This window comes from Flavobacterium frigoritolerans (assembly GCF_025847275.1).
Lineage (GTDB): Bacteria > Bacteroidota > Bacteroidia > Flavobacteriales > Flavobacteriaceae > Flavobacterium > Flavobacterium frigoritolerans.
Genome location: NZ_JAOZEV010000042.1, coordinates 1 through 4,147, shown reverse-complemented (window position 1 = coordinate 4,147; position 4,147 = coordinate 1). Strand labels below are relative to the sequence as shown.

Here is a 4,147-nt window from a genome sequence, read left to right as displayed (position 1 = left end):
TCTGGGGCAACATCTTCTACTTATGTTATTAATAGTACACAGGCTTCAAATAGTGGTACATATACTTGTGTTGTAAATAATTGTAAAAATTCACCAGTAGAAGGAACTGCAGGCACAGTTACCATTATAGATGAAACAACAATTGCTAAAGGAAGCGGTTTACTGAAAGGGGAGAATTGTTTTGATATCGCATCACCTACTAATAATAATGCTATTTGTGGGTTGCTTTCAGTTCGAGAACCTTATAAAGCAGATTTTAGTAAGACCTATACTTATACATTTACAAATATTGGTTCAGGTAATACTGATTTAAGCTTTATAGTTAATGATCCAGAAAAAGCAATAGTTGGTGATATTGTTGTTCAAAGTGGTATCCCTACTTCTTTAGAAAATGGAGCAACTTATACGGTTACTATTAAATACAAACAATCACTAATGACCGATGTTATAGGTAGAGATAGTGGTAATCCAGTAAAGATTACCTTGGTTGCTCTTTATAAAACAGGAGGAATTATGAATAAAGCAAAGTTGGATATTACGATAAAAGACTGTGATTGTTGCTCAGGTACAATAGATAATGAAGGGAATATGTATACAGCCAAACGTTTTGGGGAAGCGGGTTGCTGGATGACACAAAACTTGCGTGCTCTCGTCGATAAAGAAGGAGTAGGTTTGGGAGATTTAATTTTAAACCCCGCAAGTGCTTATGCTACTAATGCCCCTAAAGTATTAGTTAGTGATACAAATGGAGCTCTTGACAGTGGTACGGTAAAGTATGGTGAAAACGGCATAGAAATAACAGAATCTAGACAGGTTTTTGCTTCTAAATTTGGTTTGTTATATTCTGAGGAGCAAGCTAAAAAAGCCTGTCCAGATGGTTGGCATTTGCCTACTCTTGAAGAGTGGAATAGTTTGATTACTTTATTAGGCGGGACTAAGGATGCTGGGAAGAAAATGAAAGCAAACAATTATTCTTATAAGTCTTCAAATACTAATGTACTCCGTTTATGGAATGGAAATCCTCCTGATCATGCTGATAATTCAGGATTTAATGCACTGCCAAGTGGGGTTGCTTTTATGAGTAATGTTCCTACTGCTTCTCTTAAACTGGCACAAGGGTTTTCTGAAATGACATATTTTTGGAATGATTCGGGTTCTTTTTTTAGAATAGTTTTTAATACTAATGCTACTAGTACTATTATACAGAATTATCATGCTAACAGTATTCGATGTATGAAAAATTAATTTATTATTATTTATTTAAAACTGGTGTTGTGAAAACAATACCAGTTTTTTTTTATCGATCAGGTAAGAGAAATCAATTAAGAATTAAAAAACATGTGTTTTTCTTTAATGCAAATTCACTTGTTCTGGGTTATGTTGATGCCAATAGCTATCAAAATAAAATACCCGAAGATGATTTAAGCAAAAAAACATTATATAATACCTTGCTTCTAAATATTTCGTTTCCTTTAAAAATCGGCACTCTCTCCGTTAGAAATTTAAAACTAGTTTATAAAGAAGAAATTAATTTTCAGAAAGCGCCTGCAATAGTAACTTTTAGGCGTTTTAACTTAAACACCACGAAACTTCAGAGTGGATTTGGTTTAAAAAATGCAGCCGACTTAGGCAGTAAAGTCAATTGTCTTTTTATAAAAAAATCTTCTTTAAAAACATATTAGACATTAAATGTTTTATATAAAAACGATGGTTTTTATATAAAAGGAAGTATTGCAAAATTTGACATTCAGGCAATGTATGCTTTTACAAAACCATATACTAATACTTCGTTTAAAAGTACTTTTGATGATTACCATTTTGATACTATTGGAAATGATAAAAAAGCAACAGCTAATGTCAGCTTAAAATACAAGGACTTAAAAATTACTTTATACAAAAAGAAAAATCCTGAAAAAGAAGTAAAAGTAAAAAGTTCCCCAGCTAATTTAATCTTTTAAAAAGACTTTGATAAAAGCTAAAAAGTTCCAAATAGAATTAGATCGAATTCAGGAAAAGTATTTTTATAATTTTCTATGGAGATCTATAGGAAAATCTTTCAACAAGATTTTGATTTAATCATCAAAAAAGGAGCTTAATCCGTTATAAACATGATATATATCAGTTTTTGAATAAAATGATTTTGCGACATTTGTCACTTATTAAATTTTATAATAATAATAGCAAATGGCAAAAAAAACTATACACTCTTTTCATATTCCTGTAATGGGACTTGCTTATACTATTGACAGCCCAATTCGAGTAGCTAAATATGGTATTTCTGCAGCAATTTCGATTGTAAATGATGAGTTAATTGAAAAAATGACCGCTTTTTATTCTGAAAAATTTAATTCATCTTATCAGGAAATAAGCCAAAAGATTCAAGATTGCAGAAAACAAAAAAATGAAAATTTTAAAACTAAATTATCTGAGAATAAACAAGCTCTAGAAAACTACATGTCCCTTCGTGGTTTTGCTAACAGTAAATCTAGAATTTTCTTTAGTTCTTTCTGCAGGTATGAATTTTAGATTGTATAGTTATTTTGAGAATTTCCCATATTTTTCCCAAAATAGCAATAATGAGCTTAAAAAGAAAATCATACTTAAAGTAAGTGACTTTAGATCAGCCATGATTCAAAGTAACTTTTTGGCAAAAAAGGACTATGGCTTTCTGGATATCGCATTGAATCAGGATTATCCAGATTTAGAGGTTTTGATATTTGATAGGTATCAGCGATTGAAACCCCTGAGTTTACTTTTCAGAAACAGCAGTAAATCAATATATGATAACAGCCTATGTTGGTAAAGCTCCCCATCATACAGCATCCCCTAATAATTATATATTTGATCCAAACTTTAAGATTGATCATTCTGGAAATTATACACACAAACGGCTTTTAATGCTGAAGCTGGAAGCTCAGGCATGATTAGCTGCGCTTTACCAACAATAACTTAAATAGTACTGGTTCTGATAGTACTAATGTTACTTATTTATAGATTGACGGAGTTATTGTACACAGATTTAAATTTTGCACGTTTAAATTCCCCCCTAAATTAAACGACCCAAATAACCATATTTTTATCCTTATGGAGTAATAATGGCATCAACTTATTTTGTAATAGAAAAAGACAAGATAACAGGAAGATATGCTCAATTACTTGATACAGGATTATTGCAGTATTGCAGTAAAGTGAGTTTTGGAATAAATGAAGAAGAATAATTAGTAATATTTAAAATGGTCGTGAAATGAAAAAAAATAAGTTTAGGAAGGATAGCTTGTTAATTTATTTATCGTTGCTCTATGCAAAATAATGAACAATTAATTCGGACAGATTAGTTTCTCAATTTCCACATTAAAACAGGAAATGATAAAGGTACACTTTGTGAAAACACTTAGGGTCAGGTATCTTATTGAGTATTTTTCAGCAATAGAGGTTGTTAATCAGAACACATTTAATAATATATAAACAAATAGATTATTAACTAACAAGCTTACGATCAAGAAATAAGTTAATTTAATTACACCCAGCGTGTTAAAAATTGTAATCATGAAAATAAAATTAAAAGCTTTAATTAACTTACTAGTGTTGTTCCCGTTGTTTGTTTCAGGTCAGACAATTATAGGATCAGTTACTCAACCTACCAGTTATTCTTTACTGGAGTTGTCTACAGTAACAATTAAAGGAGGAATACGTATGCCCCAGCTTACTACCGAAGAAAGAGACAACCTTACAACCCCTGCTTTTATGAGCGATGCAAGAGGAAAAGGACTTACTGTATATAATCTTGATACCAAGTGTATGGAGTACTGGAATACACTAAAATGGATAAGTATGTGCATAGGTAATGCCGATATTAGTTTTGAACCTGGCGACCCTACAAAGCCTCCTTTTCCTCCTGAGGGTGGAACAAACGGTCCTTATACACCAGTAGAAAAACCAGCCTGTACTGGACAAACACCCTATACATATACCATTATAACAGGTAGCGATTTTACTACTATCGATATTACAAATAAAGATACAGGAGCATTTACTATAAGTATGTATCCTAATGCTACTGCTATCGCACGTACGGCTATTGTACGTGTTACGAATAATTGTAGTGGAGAATTTAAAGAATTTTTATTTTCACAAGATGGAGATACCA

General features: G+C 31.5%; 4 protein-coding genes and 2 pseudogenes. All 6 read left to right on the top strand.

What is annotated here, in order from left to right; genetic code table 11:
• A partial coding sequence (locus OIU80_RS20740; protein ID WP_319004978.1) for an FISUMP domain-containing protein occupies positions 1–1,245 on the top strand: 1,245 nt, incomplete at its 5' end.
• Between the two features lie 29 nt (positions 1,246–1,274).
• Positions 1,275–1,682 carry a hypothetical protein gene (locus tag OIU80_RS20735; RefSeq protein ID WP_264288869.1) on the top strand — a complete coding sequence of 136 codons (408 nt, stop codon included), beginning with the start codon at positions 1,275–1,277 and terminating at the stop codon, positions 1,680–1,682.
• Between the two features lie 72 nt (positions 1,683–1,754).
• The gene (locus OIU80_RS20730; protein WP_264288868.1) at positions 1,755–1,958 is read left to right on the top strand and encodes a hypothetical protein; all 204 of its coding nucleotides are present in this window, start codon (positions 1,755–1,757) and stop codon (positions 1,956–1,958) included.
• 226 nt (positions 1,959–2,184) lie between these two features.
• Positions 2,185–2,697: pseudogene (locus OIU80_RS20725) on the top strand (hypothetical protein); the annotation flags it as partial.
• A gap of 398 nt (positions 2,698–3,095) precedes the next feature.
• Positions 3,096–3,218, top strand: coding sequence for a hypothetical protein (locus OIU80_RS20720; RefSeq protein ID WP_264288867.1), 123 nt, complete (start codon positions 3,096–3,098; stop codon positions 3,216–3,218).
• A gap of 328 nt (positions 3,219–3,546) precedes the next feature.
• Positions 3,547–4,147, top strand: a pseudogene (locus OIU80_RS20715) (hypothetical protein); the annotation flags it as partial.

Bases quoted from the DNA above. Each gene is read 5' to 3' on its own strand.
- OIU80_RS20730 (WP_264288868.1), top strand. From the start codon at position 1,755: ATGTATGCTTTTACAAAACCATATACTAATACTTCGTTTAAAAGTACT.
- OIU80_RS20720 (WP_264288867.1), top strand. From the start codon at position 3,096: ATGGCATCAACTTATTTTGTAATAGAAAAAGACAAGATAACAGGAAGA.